General features: G+C 40.9%; 20 protein-coding genes. 4 read left to right on the forward strand and 16 right to left on the reverse strand.

The annotated features are described in order from the left end of the window. Window positions 1–50: 50 nt before the first annotated feature. The 13 genes from ftsZ to mraZ are packed head-to-tail and all read right to left on the reverse strand — an operon-like array spanning window position 51 to window position 15,718. Entirely contained in the window at window positions 51–2,012 is a 1,962-nt protein-coding gene (gene ftsZ, locus ABFU83_RS12405; RefSeq protein WP_347066336.1) for a cell division protein FtsZ, read from the reverse strand. Window positions 2,013–2,024: 12 nt separating this feature from the next. Then, window positions 2,025–3,434: a cell division protein FtsA gene (ftsA, locus tag ABFU83_RS12410; RefSeq protein WP_347066338.1), complete on the reverse strand. Its 1,410-nt coding sequence runs from the start codon at window positions 3,432–3,434 to the stop codon at window positions 2,025–2,027. A gap of 3 nt (window positions 3,435–3,437) precedes the next feature. Beyond that, complete coding sequence (locus tag ABFU83_RS12415; RefSeq protein ID WP_136402197.1) at window positions 3,438–4,163, reverse strand: cell division protein FtsQ/DivIB; 726 nt, start codon at window positions 4,161–4,163, stop codon at window positions 3,438–3,440. 7 nt (window positions 4,164–4,170) lie between these two features. Further along, window positions 4,171–5,526, reverse strand: a complete 1,356-nt coding sequence (murC, locus tag ABFU83_RS12420; RefSeq protein ID WP_347066340.1) for a UDP-N-acetylmuramate--L-alanine ligase — start codon at window positions 5,524–5,526, stop codon at window positions 4,171–4,173. Between the two features lie 23 nt (window positions 5,527–5,549). After that, window positions 5,550–6,644: an undecaprenyldiphospho-muramoylpentapeptide beta-N-acetylglucosaminyltransferase gene (gene murG / locus ABFU83_RS12425; RefSeq protein ID WP_347066342.1), complete on the reverse strand. Its 1,095-nt coding sequence runs from the start codon at window positions 6,642–6,644 to the stop codon at window positions 5,550–5,552. Between the two features lie 25 nt (window positions 6,645–6,669). Next, window positions 6,670–7,956: an FtsW/RodA/SpoVE family cell cycle protein gene (locus ABFU83_RS12430; RefSeq protein ID WP_347066344.1), complete on the reverse strand. Its 1,287-nt coding sequence runs from the start codon at window positions 7,954–7,956 to the stop codon at window positions 6,670–6,672. Window positions 7,957–7,975: 19 nt separating this feature from the next. Then, complete coding sequence (murD, locus tag ABFU83_RS12435; protein ID WP_347066346.1) at window positions 7,976–9,307, reverse strand: UDP-N-acetylmuramoyl-L-alanine--D-glutamate ligase; 1,332 nt, start codon at window positions 9,305–9,307, stop codon at window positions 7,976–7,978. Window position 9,308: 1 nt separating this feature from the next. After that, on the reverse strand, window positions 9,309–10,538 hold the full coding sequence (mraY, locus tag ABFU83_RS12440) for a phospho-N-acetylmuramoyl-pentapeptide-transferase (protein WP_300486109.1): 1,230 nt from the start codon (window positions 10,536–10,538) through the stop codon (window positions 9,309–9,311). 4 nt (window positions 10,539–10,542) lie between these two features. Then, entirely contained in the window at window positions 10,543–12,006 is a 1,464-nt protein-coding gene (locus ABFU83_RS12445) for a UDP-N-acetylmuramoyl-L-alanyl-D-glutamate--2,6-diaminopimelate ligase (RefSeq protein WP_347066348.1), read from the reverse strand. Then, a complete protein-coding gene (locus ABFU83_RS12450; protein ID WP_347066350.1) occupies window positions 12,003–14,003 on the reverse strand; it encodes a penicillin-binding protein in 2,001 nt (666 codons plus the stop codon). The genes ABFU83_RS12445 and ABFU83_RS12450 overlap by 4 nt, the downstream gene beginning before the upstream one ends. Next, window positions 13,994–14,338, reverse strand: coding sequence for an FtsL-like putative cell division protein (locus ABFU83_RS12455; protein WP_347070216.1), 345 nt, complete (start codon window positions 14,336–14,338; stop codon window positions 13,994–13,996). The genes ABFU83_RS12450 and ABFU83_RS12455 overlap by 10 nt, the downstream gene beginning before the upstream one ends. 26 nt (window positions 14,339–14,364) lie before the next feature. Next, window positions 14,365–15,273, reverse strand: a complete 909-nt coding sequence (rsmH, locus tag ABFU83_RS12460) for a 16S rRNA (cytosine(1402)-N(4))-methyltransferase RsmH (protein ID WP_347066352.1) — start codon at window positions 15,271–15,273, stop codon at window positions 14,365–14,367. Continuing rightward, a complete protein-coding gene (gene mraZ / locus ABFU83_RS12465; RefSeq protein WP_347066354.1) occupies window positions 15,248–15,718 on the reverse strand; it encodes a division/cell wall cluster transcriptional repressor MraZ in 471 nt (156 codons plus the stop codon). The genes rsmH and mraZ overlap by 26 nt, the downstream gene beginning before the upstream one ends. A gap of 415 nt (window positions 15,719–16,133) precedes the next feature. Here mraZ and ABFU83_RS12470 point away from each other — a divergent pair, with 415 nt between their 5' ends. Together ABFU83_RS12470 and yihA are read left to right on the forward strand one after the other, a co-directional pair. Beyond that, window positions 16,134–16,898: an alpha/beta fold hydrolase gene (locus ABFU83_RS12470; RefSeq protein ID WP_136402187.1), complete on the forward strand. Its 765-nt coding sequence runs from the start codon at window positions 16,134–16,136 to the stop codon at window positions 16,896–16,898. Window positions 16,899–16,967: 69 nt separating this feature from the next. After that, the gene (gene yihA, locus ABFU83_RS12475) at window positions 16,968–17,585 is read left to right on the forward strand and encodes a ribosome biogenesis GTP-binding protein YihA/YsxC (RefSeq protein ID WP_347066356.1); all 618 of its coding nucleotides are present in this window, start codon (window positions 16,968–16,970) and stop codon (window positions 17,583–17,585) included. Between the two features lie 27 nt (window positions 17,586–17,612). Here yihA and gldC read toward each other — a convergent pair whose 3' ends face one another. Together gldC and gldB are read right to left on the reverse strand one after the other, a co-directional pair. Continuing rightward, window positions 17,613–17,951: a gliding motility protein GldC gene (gldC, locus tag ABFU83_RS12480; RefSeq protein WP_136402185.1), complete on the reverse strand. Its 339-nt coding sequence runs from the start codon at window positions 17,949–17,951 to the stop codon at window positions 17,613–17,615. Beyond that, window positions 17,951–18,910, reverse strand: a complete 960-nt coding sequence (gene gldB / locus ABFU83_RS12485) for a gliding motility lipoprotein GldB (RefSeq protein ID WP_347066359.1) — start codon at window positions 18,908–18,910, stop codon at window positions 17,951–17,953. The genes gldC and gldB overlap by 1 nt, the downstream gene beginning before the upstream one ends. A gap of 148 nt (window positions 18,911–19,058) precedes the next feature. On the opposite strand from gldB, the gene nadE reads away from it, so the two are divergent. Next, complete coding sequence (gene nadE, locus ABFU83_RS12490) at window positions 19,059–19,865, forward strand: NAD(+) synthase (protein ID WP_347066361.1); 807 nt, start codon at window positions 19,059–19,061, stop codon at window positions 19,863–19,865. Between the two features lie 77 nt (window positions 19,866–19,942). After that, window positions 19,943–20,572 (forward strand): response regulator transcription factor, encoded by a 630-nt coding sequence (locus ABFU83_RS12495; RefSeq protein ID WP_136402182.1) that lies wholly within the window; start codon window positions 19,943–19,945, stop codon window positions 20,570–20,572. Here the strand turns inward: ABFU83_RS12495 and dnaG are convergent. Then, the gene (gene dnaG / locus ABFU83_RS12500) at window positions 20,569–22,551 is read right to left on the reverse strand and encodes a DNA primase (RefSeq protein WP_347066363.1); all 1,983 of its coding nucleotides are present in this window, start codon (window positions 22,549–22,551) and stop codon (window positions 20,569–20,571) included. The genes ABFU83_RS12495 and dnaG overlap by 4 nt on opposite strands. Between the last annotated feature and the right edge of the window lie 32 nt (window positions 22,552–22,583).

Below are 22,583 nucleotides of genomic sequence, written 5' to 3' on the forward strand. Positions count from 1 at the left end.
CCCGAAATCGGGTTCGATTTCGGGTTAAAGGTTTCTCAAATATAGGTTAGTTAGTCTACGTTGTCATGTAGAAAAGAGTTGTTCGAACGCAACTGTAAGTCGTCGTTACTATCCATTCCCAATGACATACGCGATTTACTATTATCGACAGAAGTGGCGTTTAAATCAACTCCCATTCTTTTATATGCCGGTTCTTTTTCCAATTCATTAACGCGTGATGCACTGTTATTGAATTTGTAATTGAACTCTTTCATTTTTCTTTTACGCTCTTCGGCTCTCATTCGTAAGGTTTCCTCAATGGTCATTTCAACCGGAGAAATCTCGTCAAAGCTGGATTGTACCTGAGCCGGCTCTACTTTTCGCATCGTAAAGTTTAACTCTTCCGCAACCGGTTCTTCTTTTACCGGTTCAACCGCTTTGGAAGCCAATAATTCGTTTTCTTTCTCCATATAATCCTCCAAAGAGTATTTTACCACTCCCGACTGGTTTACTTCCGTTACCGGAACTACCTGAACTGGCTGGTTTACTTTAATATCTTTGGTTTCATTACTAAGGTCGAAAACAACTCTGTCCTGAGCTGCTGTTACCGGTAAGTCGAATGAAAAGGCGATTTGCTCTTCTACTTTTGGCAGTACAAACTGCGGTTCGATTACCTCGATTTCGCGAACGTCTCGCATAACCGGAGCCGGAGCTTCCTCTTTTACCGGTGAAACGATTTCGAAAAATACATCCAGGTTATTGATAAAATCAGCCGTTGGCAATTCTATTTCTTCTTCAATTACTGCTGCCGGTTGTTTTTTTTCGTATACTTCTTCTTCCACTTCTTCTAAAGCGAAAACGATTTTTTCTTCCGGTTGTTCAGCAATAATATCGTTAATCATCGCTTGAGCCGCCGCTTTTTCAACCGGAGTCGAAAAATCAAATGACGGTACAAATCCGGTTGCCGATAAATCCTGAACCAATTTTTGCTCACCCTCTAAGGTGTGAATAATTTTTTTTGGCTCTGTATTTACGATTTCTGCTTGTTGCTCTACGTTAAATCCCGTAGCAATGATGGTTACTGCGATAGCATCCCCTAACGATTCGTCTTCACCAACTCCCATGATGATGTTGGCATTGTGCCCCGCTTCTTCCTGGATATGGTCGTTGATTTCTCCGATCTCGTCAATCGTGATTTCGTTGGTTCCGGAAACGATCAATAACAATACGTTTTTAGCACCGGTAATTTTGTTGTCGTTTAACAACGGTGAATCCAATGCATCTACAATCGCATCTTTCGCTCTGTTCTCGCCATTTGCCACAGCCGATCCCATGATAGCAGTTCCACTATTGGACAATACGGTTTTCGCATCTTTTAAATCGATATTCTGTGTATAGTGGTGCGTAATTACTTCGGCGATTCCTCGTGAAGCGGTTGCCAATACTTCATCCGCTTTGGAGAATCCGGCCTTGAATCCTAAGTTACCGTATACTTCTCTTAATTTATTGTTGTTGATAACGATTAACGAATCCACCTGTTTGCGAAGTCTTTCCACTCCTAATAAGGCTTGCTCCTGACGTACTTTCCCTTCAAACTGGAATGGAATCGTTACAATCCCTACAGTCAGGATATCTCTTTCTTTGGACAATTGCGCTATTACCGGTGCGGCTCCTGTTCCGGTTCCACCACCCATACCGGCCGTAATAAATACCATTTTGGTATTTACGTCCAACATTTTTTCAATTTCCTCGATACTCTCCAAAGCCGACTGTTGTCCGACTTCTGGATTCGCTCCGGCTCCAAGCCCTTCTGTTAAGTTAACGCCAAGTTGTATTTTATTCGGAACCGAACTGCTTTGCAATGCCTGTGAATCGGTATTACAAACCACGAAATCTACTCCTTTAATCCCTTGTTTAAACATGTGGTTAATGGCATTACTACCACCGCCACCTACACCAATAACTTTAATCACATTTGATTGGTTTTTTGGCAAATCAAATGCAATACTTCCAAATTCTGAGTTGCTGTTCATATCGTATCGGTTTTATTCTGCGTTATCTAAAAATTCCTTAATCTTATCTATATACTTGTCGAAAAAGCCTCTTTTAATCTTTTCTTTGGTAGATTCAGAATCTATATCATTTCTTACATTAATTGGCTTTATCGGCGCTGCTTCTGCTATTATTTCGTCTTCTATCTCTTCCGGTTCCGGTTCGATTCGCACTGGTTGTGGTTTGCTTTCCACTTTTGGTTGTTCCTTTTTAATCTCGGCCAGTGGCGTTGCACTTTTCGTATTATTTCGGATACTGTTCATCACCAATCCTACTGCCGTGGCATATAATGGACTGGAGATTTCTTCGTCGGAATTTCCGGCCAGATGTTCGTTCGGATAACCGATCCGGGTGTCCATTCCGGTGATGTATTCCACCAATTGTTTGATGTGCTTTAACTGAGCGCCACCTCCTGTTAATACAATTCCGGCGATCAGTTTTTTTCTCGGATCTTCATGTCCGTAGGCTTTGATCTCCGCAAAAACCTGTTCTACAATTTCCACCACTCTGGCGTGGATGATTTTCGAAAGGTTTTTTAACGATATCTCTTTCGGCTCGCGTCCTCGTAATCCCGGTATCGAAACAATCTCGTTGTCTTTGTTTTCGCCCGGCCAGGCCGATCCGAATTTTACTTTTAATAACTCGGCTTGTTTTTCAATAATCGAACAACCTTCTTTAATATCGTCGGTGATCACATTTCCTCCAAATGGGATTACTGCCGTATGGCGAATGATACCGTCTTTAAAAATGGCCAGATCGGTTGTCCCTCCTCCGATATCGATCAATGCTACACCGGCTTCTTTTTCCTCCTGACTTAACACCGCATCAGCCGACGCCAATGGCTCCAATGTTAAACCGGACAAATCCAAACCGGAGCTTTTAATACAACGTCCCACATTACGGATCGAAGATGCCTGCCCTACTACCACGTGGAAACTCGCTTCCAGTCGGCCACCATACATCCCGATAGGCTCTTTGATTTCCGATTGTCCGTCGATTTTAAATTCCTGTGGTAACACGTGGATGATTTCCTCTCCCGGCAACATGGCCAGTTTGTGCACCTGATTAATCAATAAGTCAATATCAGCATCACCAATCACTTCTTCCGGATTGTGACGACTGATATAGTCGCTGTGCTGAATACTGCGAATGTGCTGACCGGCTATGCCTACCACCACATCATTGATTTTATATCCCGAATCCGTCTCGGCATCCAAAACGGCCTGCTGAATGGATTGAATTGTCTGCGTAATATTGTTTACAACTCCGCGCGCCACACCAAGGCTTTTGGATTTTCCAACCCCTAAAATTTCTAATTTGCCGTACTCATTTTTCTTGCCGATCATGGCGACAATTTTGGTTGTCCCAATATCCAAACCTACTGCAATACTTTCTTTTTCCATACTCTAATATTTGGTGCACACTACTTGTTGTGTAAACTTCAGATTAATTGTTTTATAATTCCCGATAAGGGTGTCTTTTATCGCATGTTGAAAAAAGGCCTTATAGTTGTCAAACTTCTTATCAACATTTATCGTTCTTCCGAAAAGGATCTGATAATTATAATTCCGGTTGGTCATTATCAGACTTCCTGTGGGCAAAATTTGTATCCCGGTGATGTTTTTTTTCAAAAAATCATCGTCATAAATTTTCCGGAGTACTTCAGTCAGTTTGCCTTTGTTTTCGGTATTTATTTCACCCGAAACTAACGGAACCCGCGCTGCAAAATTATCCGACAACGGCATCTGATTTCCCTCATAGTCAATATAATAAGAACGCTCTCCATCATCGACCCGCGCTACCGGTGTTTTCTGTGTCACGACTGCCTCTAAAGTCCCGTCAATAGTGGCAAAAACCTCTGCTTTGGCTATCATTTCATTACTGTCGAGAATATGCTCCAATCTATTCAAATCTAGCTTATCTTTCCTTATGCTCGTAACTTTGTTAAAATTTTGTATTAACAAGTTATCAACCGTTTCAGGCGTGATAAAAAGGTTGTTTTCACCTTTAAACCGAACCTCTGTCTTTTGCAGATAACGGGTTTCATTTCGCTTCGATGAAAATGAGTACAGGAAAATCACTACTCCAATCATGAGTACCAATCTTACATCTGTCCATTTTATTTTTTTCATCGTTTTGTTATTTTTTTACTACTTCTAATGCTTTTCGAATATCGGGTACCATTTCCCCCACATCGCCTGCTCCTATTGTTACTATCACTGGTGCATCGCTGTTTTCCAGTGCCGGAATCAGGGCTTCTTTTGAAATCAGTTTTTTGTTACTGTTTTCGATTTTCCCCAATAACCATTCGGACGTGATTCCTTCCATCGGCAATTCCCGCGCCGGATAAATATCCAACAACAGAATTTCGTCAAATTGCGACAGACTTTTTGCAAAATCATCAGCAAAATCGCGGGTTCTACTGTACAAGTGCGGCTGAAATACCGCCAGTACTTTTTTTCCCGGATACAATTCGCGAACCGCCTGGTGTACCGCGTTGATTTCGGTTGGATGGTGCGCATAATCGTCGATATACACAAACTCCGGTTTCCGAATCTGGAATGAAAAACGTCTTCGTACGCCTTTAAAACTCAATAGCGCTTTTGCAATATCGCTATCCGAAACCCCGTAGGTTTTGGCCATCGCCAACGCCAGTAAAGCATTCGTCAGATTATGTCTGCCGGGCAATCCGAATCTAATGTCTTTTAATTCTCCGGTAGGTGTGGCAACATCAAACACATACCAGCCGTCTACAATTCGTATATTTTTTGCCGTAAACTGCGCGTCGTCATTGATTCCCACCGTCACGGCTTCGATCGGCAGGCCATTGGTTACGAACAGTTGTTTTTTATCGGCCACTTTATTCGCAAATTCTATAAAAGAAGCTTCAATCGAGGCTTTATCACCATAGATATCCAAATGATCGGCATCCATCGACGTCACACAAGCGATATCCGGATGTAAATGCAAAAACGAACGATCAAATTCATCAGCTTCTACTACGGTTACTGTTTTTCCATTTCCAATCAGGTTGGAATTATAGTTTTCTACAATTCCACCTAAAAAGGCCGTCATATCGACACCGCTTTCATACAAAACATGTCCTAAAATACTGGACGTGGTGGTTTTTCCATGTGTACCGGCTACCGCGAAGCAAAACGTATCTTTGGTGATGATTCCCAATACTTCCGCTCTTTTTTTGACTACAAATCCGTTATCCAGAAAATAATTCCATTCCGCATGCTGTTTTGGAACTGCCGGCGTAATCACCACCAGCGTATTTTCTTTATTTCGGAAAGCTTCGTCAATCAAAGACACATTATCTTCAAAATGGATCACAATACCACTTTCTTCCAATTCGGCCGTAAGGTGCGTCGGCGTCTTATCATATCCGGCTACATTTTTCCCGATGTTTTTAAAATAACGGGCCAAAGCACTCATTCCGATGCCTCCAATTCCGATAAAATATACGTTATGTATTTGCGGTAAATTCATGCTCCTGCGATCAATTTCTTTTGTTATCGTATCAATCGGACAATCTCATCCACAATTTGCTTTGTTGCATTGGGTAAAGCCAATTGTTTAATCGTGTCACTTAATTGTTTTTGTTGTTCTTCGTTGTGCAGTAATGCTGCAAACGTGTTTTCAAAATGGCTATCCAATTCCGATTCTTTGAGCAATAATGCCCCTTTTTTATCGACAATCGCTTTGGCATTTTTTGTCTGATGGTCTTCGGCTACATTAGGCGACGGAATAAAAATTACCGGCTTCCCAACGATGCAAAGCTCCGAAACCGATGACGCTCCCGAACGGGAAATCACCATATCGGCCGCGGCATATACCAAATCCATACGGTCAATAAAAGCCAAAACCTGTACATTTTCCTTTTCAGCAAAATGTTTATATTCTTCAAAATAAAGTTTTCCGCATTGCCAGATGATCTGAACTCCTTGTTCCAGCAACCAATCGATCTCTTTCGCGATAAGATGATTGATTCGTCTGGCACCTAAACTTCCCCCCAACACCAATAGTGTTTTTTTGGACGGATCGAGTTTGAAATGCGCAATGGCTTCGCCTTTTTTTTCCGCAACCGAAATCAGATCCTGACGAACCGGATTTCCGGTTAACCGGATTTTATCTTTTGGAAAAAATTGCTCCAAATTTTCGTAAGCCACACATATTGCGTTGGCTTTTTTTCCTAACAATTTGTTCGTGATTCCCGGAAAGGAATTCTGTTCCTGAATCACGGTTGGGATATTCATTCCGGCCGCTACTTTTAATACGGCTCCGCTGGCAAAACCTCCGGTTCCAATAACCACATCAGGTTTAAATTGTTTTAAAATCCCGCGTGATTTGGTTAAACTGGACATCAGTTTTAACGGAAACATCAGGTTTTGCAATGTCAGTTTTCGCTGAATTCCCGCAATCCACAATCCTTTAATCGGATAACCGGCCTGTGGTACTTTTTGCATCTCCATTTTATCTTTCGCGCCCACAAACAGGATTTCTGCTTTCGGAAAGCGAACTTTCAATTCGTTGGCAATAGCAATAGCCGGATAGATATGTCCTCCGGTCCCGCCTCCGCTAATTATGAATTTAGGGTTCTCTTTCATTTTATTTTGGTGTTGCTTACAACTATTATTCTTTATTTAAAACGGCATTCATCGGGTTATCGCCCACTGTCTCGATGGAATAATCTTCTGCAACTACTTCTTCTTTTTCCATTTCCTTATCGATAAGGCGTTGCAAAATTTCTTCCCGTTGTCGTTTCTCTTCTTCTTCCTGTGCGATTTCCTCTTCTTTTTTCGTCACACTTAAAATGATCCCAATTGCAATACAGGTCATCCAGATCGAACTTCCCCCACTACTGATCAACGGTAAGGTCTGACCGGTTGTAGGTAGTAATTCTACCGCTACGCCCATATTGACCAACGCTTGAAAAATAATCGGAAAACCGAGGCCAACGATTAGTAATTTTCCGAACATGGTCGGTGCTTTATGTGAGGTAATCAAAAAACGAAAGAACAGCATCAGATACATAAACAAAATCGCCAGTCCGCCCAACAATCCGTATTCCTCCACGATAATCGCAAAAATAAAGTCGGACGACGATTGCGGTAAAAAGTTTTTCTGTACACTTTTCCCCGGTCCCAATCCGTAAATTTTCCCGGAAGCGATTGCAATTTTTGCTTTTTCAATCTGATAATCATCCTCATTCGGCTCATCCGAACTGAATCGTTCGATACGGCTCATCCAGGTATCCACACGGTTGGGCATGGCATCCGGAAAGGCTTTGGCGACCAGAACGAACATGATCAATCCCACTAATCCCGCACCGATAATAATTCCGAGGTATTTCATGGGGTATTTCCCTACGAAAACCAACATACACACCATTGAAAAGATCAAGGCCGCTGTGGAAAAATTGGCCGGCAAAATTAATATTATTACTGAAAAAACCGGCAACCAAAGTTCAAAAAGTGACGACTGAAATGTATATTCTTTTCCTTCGATTTTCGACAGGTAACGGGCCACATATACCATAAGCACAATGAGCGCCAATGCCGAGGTCTGAAAACTGACTCCGATAAACGGCACCTGAATCCAACGACTGGCATTTGCACCGCCAATGGTCGTTCCCTGAACCATCGTATAGGCCAGTAATAATACCACTATCGGTAAGGCTACTTTTGAAATGGCCTTAAAGTAATGGTAGGGTGTTTTATGCACGAAATAGATCAGGCAGAAACCGATAAAAATATGCACGAGGTGCTTCATCAGATATCCGATGGTTGACCCTTTTCCGACGACATAAACCAAATTCGTACTGGCACTAAAAACCGGCATAAAAGAAAACAGAGCCAACAGGGACACAAATGCCCAGATCCCTTTATCTCCTTTTAAATTGGTTAATAATGCTTTCATTGTAATTCTCTTTTATTTTTTAAAGACTTTGTACGGCGTTTTTAAACTGCTTTCCACGGTCTTCGTAACTTTCAAATAAATCGAAACTGGCACAAGCCGGTGATAATAAAACCGTATCACCTTTTTCGGCCATTTTCTGGGCAATTTTTACCGCTTCGGTCATGCTGGTGGTTTCCACCATTACATCTACTACATTACCAAAAGCTTCGATGATTTTGGAATTATCCACACCCAAACAAACAATTGCTTTTACTTTTTCGCGTACCAACGGCATTAATTCGGCATAATCATTTCCTTTATCCACACCTCCAACGATCCAAACCGTTGGCGTGGTCATACTATCCAAAGCGAAAAACGTCGCATTAACATTGGTCGCCTTCGAGTCGTTTACATACTGTACATTTTGTATTTTCAGTACTTTTTCCAAACGATGTTCCACTCCCTGGAAGTCGGACAGGCTTTCGCGGATTGTTGCTTTTCGGATACGCATCAATTGCGCTACTGTAGTTGCTGCCATTGCATTTTTTACGTTATGTTTTCCTTCTAATGATAGTTCGTTTATTGGCATGATAAATGTCTCGTTGTTGATGTTGGTATAAATCGTATCGTCTTTAATATAAGCGCCTTCTTCCAGTGTTTTTGTGAGTGAAAAAGGAACTTTTTTTGCTCGTATTTTGTTTTTGCTCAGCCAGTCGGTTATCGCTTCATCATCGGCATCATAAATCAGGTAATCGTCTTCCGTCTGGTTTTTGGTAATTCTGAATTTGGCTTCGATATACTGACCGTAGTCGTAATTATAGCGATCCAAATGATCCGGGCTGATGTTTGTGATTACAGCAATATGCGGTTTGTAGTCGATAACCCCGTCGAGCTGAAAACTACTTAATTCCAAAACATAGGCTTCAAATTTGTTTTCGGCGATTTGCCAGGCGTAACTTTTTCCGATGTTTCCGGCCAAACCTACATTTAATCCGCCCTGTTTTAACAGGTGATGCGTGAGCATGGTCGTGGTCGTTTTTCCGTTACTCCCGGTAATTCCAACTGTTACGACATTTGTAAATTTGTTGGCAAACTCGATTTCCGAGATAATCGGAATATTTTTTTCCTTTAGTTTTTTTACAATCGGTGACTTGTCGGGAATACCGGGGCTTTTCATCACCACATCGGCATTCAGAATCAAATCCTCTGTATGTTTTTCATCTTCCCAGGGAATCTGGTTCAGAATCAACACTTCTTTATAGTTGTTTTTAATTTTTCCGAAATCAGACAGAAACACTTCATATCCTTTTTTCTTTCCTAAGATCGCAGTGCCAACACCGCTTTCTCCGCCTCCTAATACTACTAGTCTCATACTATCTTAATTTTAATGAAACCAATGAGAAAATTGCTAACAAAATCGCCACAATCCAAAAACGGGTTACGATCTTACTTTCGTGATAGCCCTTTTTCTGATAATGGTGGTGTAAAGGCGACATCAGGAAGATTCGCCTTCCTTCGCCGTATTTCTTTTTTGTATATTTAAAATAGGCCACCTGTACTACTACGGATAAATTTTCGGCCAGGAAAATTCCACACAATACCGGGATCAATAATTCTTTACGTACCGCGATAGCCAAGACCGCTATAATCCCTCCGATGGTTAAACTTCCGGTATCACCCATAAATACGCTTGCCGGATAGGTGTTGTACCAGAGGAAACCGATGAGCGAACCTACAAAGGCCGCGATGTAGACCGTCATTTCCCCGGAATTCGGGATATACATAATATTCAGGTAATTCGAAAAGATGATGTTACCGGAAACGAAGGCAAAGATCCCGAGCGTAAGCACCGATATGGCCGATGTTCCCGCTGCCAGCCCGTCGATTCCATCGGTAAGATTGGCACCGTTGGAAACCGCCGTGATGATAAAAATAACAACCGGAATAAAAATTAACCAGGCATATTTTTCGTAGCCATCGCCCGTCCAGGCTAATAATTCGGCATAATCGAATTCGTTATTTTTAAAGAACGGAATCGTAGTCGCTGTTGATTTTTCTTCTGTTGGCGCCGGAGCAATGGTTGTAGTTCCCGGCGTCTGAAAAATATTACTGGTAGCCGTGTCGGTTCGTACCGTAACACCCGGGTGGAAATACAATACCGAACCTACGATGATTCCCAGTCCAACCTGTCCAACAACTTTAAATTTCCCTTTTAGTCCTTCTTTGTCTTTTTTAAAGATCTTGATATAATCGTCGATAAAGCCAATGGTTCCCATCCAAAGGGTGGTTACGATTAGCAACATCACATAAACATTATCCAGTTTTGCTAATAAAAATACCGGAATCAACGTAGAAAAGATAATGATCAATCCTCCCATCGTTGGCGTTCCCGCTTTTTCTTTCTGACCTTCCAGCCCTAATTCACGAACGGTTTCTCCGATTTGTTGTTTTCGCAGAAAATTGATGATCCGTTTTCCGAAAATCGTTGAGATCATTAACGACAAAATAATAGCCAGACCGGATCGAAACGTGATATACTGGAAAACTCCTGTCCCCGGAATATCTAAGGTTTTATCTAAATATTGAAAGAAATAGTACAGCATCTGGTTATTTATTAAGTTGTTCTAATAGTTCTTTTACCGTTTTCATGTCGTCAAAATCGTGACGTACACCCTGAATTTCCTGGTAGGTTTCATGCCCTTTCCCGGCGATCAGGATGATATCATTGGGTTGTGCGAGCTGACAGGCGGTTTTGATGGCCTGTTTGCGATCCACAATCGATACCGTTTTTTTATAGTTTTGCGGTTCCACGCCTTTTTCCATGTCTTCGATAATGGCTTCCGGTTTTTCACTTCGCGGATTATCAGACGTAAAAATGGCTTTATCGCTCATCGTTGCCGCAATATTGGCCATGATTGGTCTTTTGGTGGTATCGCGATCGCCGCCACATCCTACAACCGTGATGAGTTGTTCGTTTTTGGTGCGGATATCTTCTATCGTTTTTAATACGTTTTCTAAGGCATCAGGCGTATGCGCATAATCGACAATAGCGGTGATATTGCCCGCGGATACAATATACTGGAAACGTCCGGAAACACTTTCCAGCTCACTTAACAGTCGCAATGCTTCCTGACTTTCGATTCCCAATTCGATTGCCACGCCATAAATAGCCAAAAGGTTATAGGCGTTAAACGAACCGATCAGGCGAACCCATACTTCCTGTTCGTTTATTTTTAACAATAAACCGGAAAGCTGGTTTTCCAAAATCTGCGCACGGTAATCCGCATAGGTTTTTAAAGCGTAAGTCCGTTTTTTAGCTTTGGTATTTTGCAACATCACCGGGCCGTTTTTGTCATCGATATTGGTGATCGCAAAAGCGGTTTTCGGCAGGTTGTCAAAAAATGATTTTTTCACATCGCGGTATTCCGCAAATGTCGGATGGTAATCCAAATGGTCGTGCGACAGGTTGGTAAAAACGCCTCCGGTAAAATGCAAACCTTCGGTACGTTTCTGGTGAATCCCATGCGAGCTCACTTCCATAAAGCAATAATCACAACCTTCTTCGACCATTTCATTCATATAATGATTGATGGTTAAGGAATCCGGTGTGGTATGTGTGGCTTTATATTCTTTGTTATCGACTAAAATTTTTACGGTTGACAGTAATCCTACTTTATAACCGGCCTTTTTAAACATCTGATATAACAGGGACGCGATGGTTGTTTTCCCATTCGTTCCGGTAACCCCAACCAGTTTTAATTTGGCCGACGGATCGCCATAGTAGTTTGCACTCATATAGGCCAATGCCAAACTCGTGTCTGCTACCTGAACATAGGTAATCCCGTCGTGGGTTGTTTCCGGCACTAATTCGCAAACTACCGCTATCGCACCCAGGCTGATTGCTTTTTCAATAAAATCATGCCCGTCGGAGACGGTTCCTCTGATCGCAACAAATACATCGTCCGATTCTATTTTTCGGGAATCGAATTCAATTTTGCCAACCGATACATCGGTCGTGCCTTTTACCGCTTCGATCGCTACTTTATATAATATGTCTTTTAGGGCTGTCACGATAATTCTAATGTTATTACTTGGTTCTTCGTAAAGACTTGTCCCGGTAAAATGGACTGTTGCTTTACTTTTCCTATTCCTTTTATTTTCACTTTAAGTCCGAAATTTTCCAACAACGCCACCGCATCCATTCCGGTCATTCCTTTTACATTCGGCACGATGTTGTCTTTTTTCTGTACTTTATCATAATAAGCCGCATAGCTTTGTTCCTGATTCAGGATTTTGCGGTTTAATTTTTTCACTTCGTTTGTCGATGGCACATCGGTAAATATTTTTTGCGCGATACGCTTAAAAACCGGTCCGGCGACATCGGCTCCATAATACAATCCTTTTGACGTATTCGGTTTGTGCACCACTACAATACAGGAATACTTCGGCTTATCGGCTGGGAAATATCCGGCAAACGATGATGCATAATACATTTGTCCGTCGCCTTTGTGGTAATCTACCTGAGCGGTACCTGTTTTTCCGGCCATCGAAAAATCCTTTGAATACAATTTGGAACCCGTTCCGCGTTTTACCACATTTTCCAGAATGGCATGTACTTTTTTAAGGGTCTCATCCGAACAGATTTTTGGATTCAACACCTGTTTATCGTATTTTTTGATGGTTTTATTCCATTCTTTGATTTCTTTTACAAATTGCGGTTTTACCATTTCACCGTTATTTGCTACGGCATTGTATAAGGTTAACGTTTGCAAGGGCGTAATCGAAACACCATAACCGAAAGCCATCCAGGGCAAGGCTACTCCCGACCATCCTTTTTCGCCCGGTTGCGGAATAAATGGCCTTCCTTCTCCTTTAAAAGGCAATCCTAACGGACGATCCAATCCAAGGTTGTTGATACGGTTTACAAACTGGCGCGGATTGTCTTTATAATTGTCGTAAACGGCCTGAACCATTACCGTATTCGACGATACTTCAAATCCTTTGGCCAGGGTAACTTTCCCATATCCGCCTCTTTTGGAATCGCGAACGTGACGGTTGTAATACGTAATATCGCCACCTTTGGAATCGTATACTTTGCTGGTATCTACTTTTCGATCATCCAGTAATGCAATCAGGTCAACCAGTTTAAAGGTTGATCCCGGTTCGTGCGATTCGGCTACCGCATAGTTGATCGTTTCGTAATAACTACCATCACTGGTTCTTCCTAAATTGGAAATCGCCTTGATCTCACCGGTATTGGTTTCCATCACCACCACACAACCGTGATCGGCTTCGTATAATTCCAGTTGTTTTAATAAGGCATGGTGCGCAATATCCTGAATATACACGTCGATCGTTGAAATGATATCGTAACCGTCGCGTGGTTCTATTTCGTTATTATCACTGATCGGTTTCCATTGATTTTTGGCAATTTTCTGCATCAAACGCTGACCGTCTTTTCCGTTTAAATAGGCTCCAAAAGCACCTTCAATCCCCACTCGTGTTTCTTTCCCTCCTTCATCCTGACGCTCATAACCAATGGTTCGCTCGGCAATTTTTCCGATCGGATGTTCCCGTACCGTTTTTTGTTCGGTGATCATTCCACCTTTATACGCTCCCAGGTTAAAAAGCGGGAAGCTTTTCATTTTCATATATTGCGTATAGCTTAGCTTACGCGCTAACAGATAGTAGCGGTTTTTGTTGGCACGGGCTCTGCGCAGTTCGGTTTGAAAATAGCTCGACGGTTTTCCTAATAATCCGGAAAGCGAATCCGCCAGCGGTTTTACATTTTTGTCAAAATCTTCTTTTTTCGGCGCTACCGCATCAAAACGGATGGTATAATTCGGAATCGATGTCGCCAGTAAACTTCCGTCAGCTGAATATACATTTCCTTTATTCGCAGGAATAACAAAGTTTTTTACCGTGCGCTCTTTGGCCAGTTTCCGATAATATTCTCCTTCCACCCACTGGATATTCGTTAGCTTTATAGCAACGAAAATAGCCATCGCGAAAATCGCGAAGGCCACCAGATAGATTCGATAAGAGATATTTTTATCTTCTACTGCCATATTTTTTTTAGAATATTCTTTTCTTCTTCTTTAACTTTTATCTTTTTTGGCGGAACCGATGACGGCTGAATTCCTTTCTCTTCCATTTCGGCTGATATGGTGGATTCCATTTTGAGCTCCATCAATTCCGATCTGCGATCTACAAACTCCGATCGCAATTCTTTTACCTCGTTTGTCAGTTCCGTAATTCGGAATGTTTTCTGTTCGTATCGGTGCGAATTGGCAATCATTATCATAGCCAATAAAATCAGAAAAACGATAAAGCGCCAATTTTTCAACGCATCATCGCTAATCAGGAACTTTGCTTTTAACAAACTATAAACGCCTTCTTTCATCATGACTCTTCGTATTTTCGTTTGTTTCAGCGTTTTTCAGCGATCCTTAATTTAGCACTCCGCGCCCGGTTGTTTACTGCAATTTCTTCTTCCGAAGGCACGATCAGTTTTCCTATTAACTGGAACGGAACTTCAAATCTTCCAAAGAAATCGCGTTCCGGTTCTCCTTCAAACATTCCGTTTCGCATAAAACGTTTTACCAGTCGGTCTTCCAGCGAATGATACGATATCACACTCAAACGCCCTTCCGGTTTTAATAGTTCCAGCGACTGCTCCAAAAACTCTTTTAGCACATCCATTTCCTGGTTTACTTCTATACGTATCGCCTGATAGATTTGTGCCAGAATTTTATTGCTTTTGTGTGCCGGTAAAAAACGGCCTAACACTTTTTTTAATTGTTCGGTATTGCGGATCGGATTTTCTTTACGTGCTATTACAATAGTATTGGCAAGTGCTCCGGCATTTTTCAATTCTCCATAATCAAAGAACATCCGTTTTAAATCCGATTCATCGTATTCGTTTACGACATGGAAAGCACTCAATTCCCCTTTTTGATTCATTCGCATATCCAGTTCGGCATCAAATCGGGTTGAAAATCCTCTTTCCGGAACATCAAACTGATGGGACGAAACCCCTAAATCACCTAAAATCCCGTCGACTTGTTTTACGCCGTGAAAACGCAAAAACCGTTTGATATAGCGAAAGTTTTCATTGATCAGTGTAAATCGTTCGTCATCGATCACATTTGCCAAAGCATCGGCATCCTGATCAAAGGCAAACAATTTTCCGTTTGGCCCAAGATGACGCATGATTTCTCGTGAATGACCACCTCCACCGAAGGTTACATCCACATAAATACCATCCGGTTTTATATTCAACCCACCAACCGTTTCTTTTAATAATACCGGATTATGATATTCCATTTTCGTCGTCATTTAAATTACCCATTACTTCTTCGGCCAGGTCTGCAAAATCCATATCATCTCCCGATATTGATTTTTCATACAAATCCTTGTCCCAGATCTCGATGATATTTACCTTTGAGGTCAAAACCAAATCCTTGGAAATTCCCGCATATTCAATCAGATCTTTTGTTATCAATAGTCGTCCGGCATCGTCGATCTCCACCATTTTCACACCAGCCATAAACTTTCGAATAAAGTCGTTATTCTTTTTCACAAAGCGGTTCAGTTTGTTGATTTTCAACATCATGATATCCCACTCCGCTTTAGGCCACAACTCCACACACTGATCAAAAATGGAGCGTTTTAACACAAAACCATCGGTTGGAGCAGGCAATTGTTTCTTCAAAGGAGCCGGCACCATTAGCCTTCCTTTTGAATCAATTTTACACTCATATGTCCCGATTATGTTGGTCAAGATTCGCTCTTTTTGATTTGATTTATAGCAAAAGTACAGTTTTTTTTACCACTTTTTACCACATATTCCCACTTTGTTGATAAGTTTTTACACTTAAAACCTAAAATATAGGAAATTTCACTAATGTTCTCATTTCTAATCATTAAGAATATTGCATTGTTTTTCTCCAATCCTATCATTATCCTTAAAAAAAGAACGATTTTTATACACATTTTTAATAATCGTCCAAAACCCGAAATAAATCGCCCTTTTCTGATTTTTACCCACAAAAAGCAGCTGATAATTAGCACTTTACTGTTAGAAAAAAGCGTTACAATTTCTTAAAGGCAAAGTATTTTCGATTTTACCTTTCAAAACTTCTTATTTCTTTAGAAAGTCCTATATTTGTGAGAATTTGAAACCGTATCATAAATACATGGAGCATACGTTAAAAAAAGAGGGCAAATACCGTTATTTTGAAGCAGGAGAAGGCACGCCCATCATTATTTTACACGGACTAATGGGTGGATTGAGTAACTTTGACGGAGTCGCTGATTTTTTTCCAAAACAAGGTTACAAAGTTGTTATTCCCGAGTTACCACTTTACACCAATAGTATTTTAAAAACCAATGTAAAGGCTTTTTCTAAGTTTGTAAAAGACTTTATTACGTATAAAGGTTATGAAAAAGTAATCCTTCTAGGGAATTCTCTTGGCGGTCATATCGCCTTATATCATACTAAAATGTATCCGGAAAAAATGGCCGGACTGGTGATTACCGGAAGTTCCGGACTTTATGAAAGCGCTATGGGCGAAAGCTATCCGAAACGCGGCGATTATGAGTATATCCGAAAAAAAGCCGAGGATGTTTTTTACGATCCGAAAGTTGCTACTAAAGAAATTGTTGACGACGTGTATGCGACCGTTAACGACCGAATGAAGCTTTTAAAAACACTGGCGATTGCCAAAAGTGCGATTCGCCACAATATGGCTAAAGATCTTCCAAAAATGGATACACCAACCGGAATTATCTGGGGACGAAACGATAAAGTAACGCCGCCGGATGTAGCCGAAGAGTTTAACCGACTTTTACCAAATTCCGATTTATACTGGATTGATAAATGCGGACATGCCGCGATGATGGAACATCCGGACGAATTTAACCGACTAATGCTGGAGTGGCTCAAAAAAGCCAACTTATAATATACTTTCATTCGGTACTCCAAAAAAGTACCGAATGCTTTTTTAATACAAATCTGAAATCCGGAAACCATGAAAATTAATACTGCCGAATTTGTGATCAGTAATTCCGAAGTAAGCAAATGCCCGAAAGAACCTTTACCGGAATACGCTTTTATCGGACGATCCAACGTGGGAAAATCTTCGTTGATCAATATGATAACCAACCATAAGAATCTGGCGAAAACTTCGGGAAGACCCGGAAAAACACAATTGATCAACCATTTTAAAATCAATAATAACTGGTTTTTGGTCGATTTACCGGGTTATGGCTATGCACGTGTTTCAAAAAAAGCAAAAGAAACGTTCCAGCAATTTATCACCGATTATTTCGAGAAAAGAGAACAATTGGTTTGTGCTTTTGTTTTAATTGACATCCGACTGGAAGCCCAGAAAATCGATTTGGAATTTATCAACTATCTTGGTGAAATTGAAGTTCCGTTTTGTATCATTTTTACCAAATCCGACAAAATCAGTAAAGGAAAAGTGGAACAAAATGTTGCCGCATACCGCAAAGCGTTATTAGCAAACAACTGGGAAGAAATGCCACAACATTTTATCACGTCCTCACTGGACGTTGTTGGCCGCGAACCGCTATTGGATTTTATCGATGGCGTGAACGATGGTATTTTTAAAAATAATGATCTATAAAAAAAGCGGTTTTTCAACCGCTTTTTTTTATTTTTTACCCAATTCGAGTTTTTCTGCAAAATAATCGCAGAAGTCCCGCATGGTATCCGTCATTTTCTCATCGTCGGTAGCACGGTGATAGGTATCCGCCATAGCCACTAAAGTCTGATGGAAAAATACTTTCATTTCATCTACCGGCATGTCTTTTGTCCACAAGTTAATCTGTAAAGTCTCCTGTACTTTACTATCCCACATGGCCAACAACATTGCTTTGGCTTCGGCCGATTCTACACCACCGTCTGCTGCTTTCCATTTTAGTTTTTCCGGAACGCGGTTTTCGTCCAGTTCGATTTGTATTTTTATTTCGGATTTAATATTCTTTGCCATTATTTTTTAGGTTTGTATTTTGAGTTATCAAATATTTCTTTTGCCTCTTTTACCAGTAATTGCTGTAGGCTTACGTCCGGATTGTTTTTCATATACGAGCGCACAATTTGCCATCCCAACCAGGTTCCTACTCTTCCCGGCGATTCAGCATCGATTTCCAGATAGAATTTGGAAAAAGGCGCCGTCGATATAAAACGTTGTGTTAGTTTTGGATTGGTATCGTACAACAATTTTTCGTTTACCAGGTATTTCCACATTTCCGATTCGTTTTCCTGACACCATTTTAGCTGTTCTTCGGTATAGGCAATTTTATCCGCATCCGACATATCCGGCAGCAGCAGATCTTTCATGTACAACTCTTTTCCAAAATAGATCATTTGCGCCAATAAGGAACGATCGTCTGTTGTCTTTATTTCTTTAGTTGCCAAGCTTGCCACGATATCCGGCATCATTTGCGACGGTTCGAAGTTTTGTTTATAATACTGTGGAAATTCATACAAACGGTTGTCTTTCCCCAAATACATATCCAATGAGATGATCACTAAACTATCTGCAAAAATAGCTTTGTTCTCATAATCCATTTCCGATACCAATGTGACTACTTTTGGCGTTTTATATTGCGGGAAGTAGTACTGAATGTGCTTAAACAAATCCACCAGGTCACCTTCAAAGGCATTGTTGTTTGGATATTTTTTCTTTACCTCGGCATATAATTCGCGGTATAACGGGTTTTGCATTTTATTGGTCCAAACCGAATCGGGGTTTCCTGCCGGAAAAAAATAATAGAATTCCCGCTTGATTTTTGGGAAATCGGAAACCGGAGATTCGTAAAAAACCTTATCGAATCGTTCGATTTCAACCTTCACCGGGATCTTATCCACTTCCTTTGCCACTTTATCTTCCTTTTTACAGGCGATCAGCACCAAAACCATAAAAACCCCTGTCAAATATTTTTTCATGTCTCTGTGAATTTATATTTACGTTTTAGCCCTATTCCTATTTGATTGCATCACTCGGATAATCACGGCTAATTTTTTGTTATTTTTATCGCAATTATTTTTTTGCAAATATAACATTACCGTTTTATAAAATCTTCATAATATTTCTATGGTTCCAACAAACTCCTTCCAAGCTGAAAAAATCAACCTGCATATTGTAAACTGGTTAAAAGATTATGCCACTAAAGCCCGCGTTAAAGGTTTTGTTGTGGGCATATCCGGTGGGATCGATTCGGCCGTGACCTCTACACTATGTGCACAGACCGGTTTACCGACCTTATGTGTGGAAATGCCAATCCACCAGGCCGCCAGTCAGGTTTCAAGAGGTCAGGAACATATTGATCAGCTTAAAAAACGCTTTGAGAATGTTTCCAGTGTGATTTCTGATCTGACTCCGGTTTTCGAAAATTTCAAACAACAGGTACCCTCTTCGGATAGCGAAGCCATTTTAAACCTTACCCTGGCCAATACACGCGCCCGATTGCGCATGACCACGCTGTACTATTTTGCCGGATTGCACAGTGCTTTGGTTGCCGGAACCGGAAATAAGATCGAAGATTTCGGTGTAGGCTTTTTTACCAAATACGGAGATGGCGGTGTCGATTTAAGTCCGATTGCCGACCTGATGAAATCGGAAGTTCGTTTACTGGCACAATACCTAAATGTACCCGAGAGCATTATTCAGGCAAAACCTACAGACGGATTGTTTGGAGACGATCGAAGTGACGAAGATCAGTTGGGCGCGAGCTACGATGAATTGGAATTTGCTATGCTAGCATACAAAAATGATAAGACTGAAAACGATTTTGTAGGAAGAGAACACGAAGTTATGAGAATTTACCGTAGACTTAACACTGCTAATCAACACAAAATGAACCCAATACCGGTTTGTAACATCCCCGAAGATTTGAAATAATTTTCTTTCACTGATTATCAATCGTTTATATTTTTTTTAGTAACTTTACAGATAATTACTATTAAAACCTATTGAAGATGATAAAAGTTTGTTTAGCAGATAATCATCCCGTCGTTCAGTATGGGGTGAAATCCTTTTTCAAGGATAATTCGGAGATCAATTTTGTCGGAGTTGTTAGTAATTTATATGGCCTTGAGGAATTACTACGGAAAAAAAACGTAGATGTCGTTGTTTTAGATTTGGAATTGGACGGTTTAACCAGCATTAGCACCGTAAAAACCTTAACCAAAGAGTACCCGAACACTAAGATTGTTATTTTTACAAATTTAGCTGAACAAATTTACGCACCCAATGCATTAAAAGCCGGCGTTTCGGCCTATATGCATAAAAACTCGAAATTGGAAGAATTAGAGTTTGCCATAAAAAGCGTCTTTGTCGGGAACATTATCTTTAGTGAGGCCGTTCGTAAAAACCTTGCACTTCTAAACAAAGGACGTAAAACTGACAGACTTTACCGCAAATTATCATCCCGGGAAATCGAAGTATTACGCTATTTAAGCGATGGAAAGAAAAACAAGGAGATTGCCAAACTGTTGAATTTAAACGAGAAAACAATTAGTACCTACAAGCTTCGTTTACTGACTAAATTACATGTAACGAATCTGGTTGATCTGGTCAATAAGGCCAAAACATTAGAAATCGTCTAACTGTAACGCGACATGACGCGTCCCAGTTTTTTCGAAAAAGTATTGATTAATTTTTGGTAGTCTACTGCCATCATCAGGATTTCCGAATTATCTGCCGTGACTTCCCTATTAAGGGAATTTTTAAGGTCGTTAATGATCCTGTCTACTAAAAACCAACGTAAAGTCAGTATAGTTTCTGAAACGTATTGACTTATCGTTTGGTTTTTCTGTTTTACAATGATCTGCTGTACTTCCCAATTGTGTAAGGATTCCCGCTCTTCTTCCATTAAAATATTGGTCACTTCACGTGCCAGTTCCGGCTCCAGTCGCATCAAATATTGCTCTATTTCGAAGGTTTCATTCTGATGGTAATAATTGATCAGGTGATTATAAATCGCCCGGAACGATTCGTTAGCCAATTCAACCTCATCTTCCTGTAAACTCAGATAAATTCGGTGGTACACTTTATAATTATTCATTTCACTTACTTCCGTCATCTCACCTTCTTCATTCGTTTTCAACATGACGTCTTCGAATTCTTCTACAGCATTTCCATATAGCAAGAGAATTTCAATCAGTTTTCGCTCCAGTTCGTACTGCACATCCACTTTGGACGCCGCTATTCCCTCCTGATTTTTAACTACTTCGAAAACTTTTTCTTTTTGCTCCTGTTTTAGTTTTTTTCCGGCATCGGCCACATCTTTTTGCACCATTTGCGCCAGCGTATCAACCAAAACCTGTTCGGAAATATCCATAATTCGGGAACACTCCTGTATATATACTTCGCGTTTGATACGATCCGGAATTTTGGAAATACTCGTAACCATGTCGCGAATCAGCTCGGCTTTTTTAATCGGATCGTTATTGGCTTCCCGCATTAAAAGGGAAGCCTTAAACTGGATAAAATCCTTCGCGTTTTCGTCCAGATAACGCACTAATTCGTCATATGGCGTTTTTTTAGCAAAACTATCCGGGTCTTCTCCATCGGGAAACGAACATACTTTTACGTTCATTCCGGCTTCCAGAATAAGATCTACCCCGCGAACAGAGGCACGTAAACCGGCCGCGTCACCATCAAAAAGGACTGTAATATTTTTGGTCAGACGGTTGACCAGTCGAATCTGATCGGGTGTTAAAGCCGTACCGGACGAAGCCACTACGTTTTCAATTCCGGCCTGGTTAAACTGAATCACATCGGTATACCCTTCCACCAAATAACAGTTATCCTGTTTGGCAATGGCCTGTTTGGCATGGAAGATTCCGTATAGTACTTTACTTTTATGATAGATATCACTTTCGGGTGAGTTGAGGTATTTGGCCGCTTTTTTATCATTGGTCAATATACGACCACCAAATCCCAATACGCGTCCGGACATGCTCTGTATCGGAAACATCACCCGACCTTTAAAACGGTCGAATTGTTTGTCGTCTTTTACGATTGTAAGTCCGGTTTTGTCCAGGTATTCCAGACGATATCCTTTGCCAAGTGCTTCTTTGGTAAACGCGTCCCAGGTTTCGGGCGAATATCCCAATCCAAATTTTTTGATTGTTTCGTCCGTAAATCCTCTTTCTTTAAAATATGAATAACCAATGGCTTTTCCTTCTTCTGAAAGCGTCAGTATATTGTGAAAATATTGTTGCGCAAATTCGGAAACCAGATACATACTTTCTTTTTCATTGGCTTCTTCCTTTTCTTCATTGGATTGCTCCGTTTCTTCGATCTCAATATTGTATTTTCTTGCGAGGTAACGAATGGCTTCCGGATAGGAAAAATGTTCGTGCTCCATTAGAAACGTCACTACATTCCCGCCTTTTCCAGAACTAAAATCTTTCCAGATCTGCTTAACCGGTGAGACCATAAAAGACGGAGATTTTTCGTCTACAAACGGGCTCAACCCTTTGAGGTTACTTCCCGCTCGTTTTAACTGGACAAAATCGCCAATTACTTCCTCAACCCGGGCTGTTTCGAAAACGGTATCTATAGTATTCTGTGCAATCATAGTCCGACAAAGATACGATACGGGAGTTATTT

The sequence above is a fragment of the Flavobacterium sp. WV_118_3 genome (assembly GCF_039778605.1).
GTDB lineage: Bacteria > Bacteroidota > Bacteroidia > Flavobacteriales > Flavobacteriaceae > Flavobacterium.

What these genes read in the sequence shown, in the direction of transcription:
- ftsZ (WP_347066336.1), bottom strand. Translation starts at nt 2,012, where the DNA reads ATGAACAGCAACTCAGAATTTGGAAGTATTGCATTTGATTTGCCAAAA.
- ftsA (WP_347066338.1), bottom strand. Translation starts at nt 3,434, where the DNA reads ATGGAAAAAGAAAGTATTGCAGTAGGTTTGGATATTGGGACAACCAAA.
- ABFU83_RS12415 (WP_136402197.1), bottom strand. Translation starts at nt 4,163, where the DNA reads ATGAAAAAAATAAAATGGACAGATGTAAGATTGGTACTCATGATTGGA.
- murC (WP_347066340.1), bottom strand. Translation starts at nt 5,526, where the DNA reads ATGAATTTACCGCAAATACATAACGTATATTTTATCGGAATTGGAGGC.
- murG (WP_347066342.1), bottom strand. Translation starts at nt 6,644, where the DNA reads ATGAAAGAGAACCCTAAATTCATAATTAGCGGAGGCGGGACCGGAGGA.
- ABFU83_RS12430 (WP_347066344.1), bottom strand. Translation starts at nt 7,956, where the DNA reads ATGAAAGCATTATTAACCAATTTAAAAGGAGATAAAGGGATCTGGGCA.
- murD (WP_347066346.1), bottom strand. Translation starts at nt 9,307, where the DNA reads ATGAGACTAGTAGTATTAGGAGGCGGAGAAAGCGGTGTTGGCACTGCG.
- mraY (WP_300486109.1), bottom strand. Translation starts at nt 10,538, where the DNA reads ATGCTGTACTATTTCTTTCAATATTTAGATAAAACCTTAGATATTCCG.
- ABFU83_RS12450 (WP_347066350.1), bottom strand. Translation starts at nt 14,003, where the DNA reads ATGGCAGTAGAAGATAAAAATATCTCTTATCGAATCTATCTGGTGGCC.
- ABFU83_RS12455 (WP_347070216.1), bottom strand. Translation starts at nt 14,338, where the DNA reads ATGAAAGAAGGCGTTTATAGTTTGTTAAAAGCAAAGTTCCTGATTAGC.
- rsmH (WP_347066352.1), bottom strand. Translation starts at nt 15,273, where the DNA reads ATGACGACGAAAATGGAATATCATAATCCGGTATTATTAAAAGAAACG.
- ABFU83_RS12470 (WP_136402187.1), top strand. Translation starts at nt 16,134, where the DNA reads ATGGAGCATACGTTAAAAAAAGAGGGCAAATACCGTTATTTTGAAGCA.
- yihA (WP_347066356.1), top strand. Translation starts at nt 16,968, where the DNA reads ATGAAAATTAATACTGCCGAATTTGTGATCAGTAATTCCGAAGTAAGC.
- gldC (WP_136402185.1), bottom strand. Translation starts at nt 17,951, where the DNA reads ATGGCAAAGAATATTAAATCCGAAATAAAAATACAAATCGAACTGGAC.
- gldB (WP_347066359.1), bottom strand. Translation starts at nt 18,910, where the DNA reads ATGAAAAAATATTTGACAGGGGTTTTTATGGTTTTGGTGCTGATCGCC.
- nadE (WP_347066361.1), top strand. Translation starts at nt 19,059, where the DNA reads ATGGTTCCAACAAACTCCTTCCAAGCTGAAAAAATCAACCTGCATATT.
- ABFU83_RS12495 (WP_136402182.1), top strand. Translation starts at nt 19,943, where the DNA reads ATGATAAAAGTTTGTTTAGCAGATAATCATCCCGTCGTTCAGTATGGG.
- dnaG (WP_347066363.1), bottom strand. Translation starts at nt 22,551, where the DNA reads ATGATTGCACAGAATACTATAGATACCGTTTTCGAAACAGCCCGGGTT.